This is a genomic window from Xanthomonas sp. DAR33341 (assembly GCF_003992815.1).
In the GTDB taxonomy this organism is placed as follows: Bacteria; Pseudomonadota; Gammaproteobacteria; order Xanthomonadales; family Xanthomonadaceae; genus Xanthomonas; species Xanthomonas cissicola.
On record NZ_QEYV01000004.1, the window covers coordinates 1 to 273 of the forward strand.

Annotated in this window: 1 protein-coding gene; it reads right to left on the minus strand. The window is 64.5% G+C overall.

The window, feature by feature from the left end; all coding sequences use genetic code 11:
* The coding region (locus EO156_RS00015; protein WP_164735846.1) for a 3'-5' exonuclease at positions 1 to 273 on the minus strand (273 nt) is incomplete at both ends.

A 273-nucleotide genomic window follows, 5' to 3' on the forward strand; every position in this document is an offset into this window, starting at 1 on the left:
GGCGGTGCGCGAGACCTGCACCTTGGGCCGCACTTCATGCAGCAGGTCGCGCGGGATCTCACGCAAGAAGCGCGAGGGCACGTTGTAGTTGTCCTGGCCGTGGATGCGCCGCGATTCGGCGTAGCACAGCACCAGTTTCTGGCGCGCGCGGGTGATACCCACGTAAGCCAGGCGGCGTTCTTCTTCGAGCCGGCCGCTTTCTTCCAGCGAGCGTGCGCTGGGGAACAAACCATCTTCCAGCCCGACCAGGAACACGATCGGAAATTCCAGGCC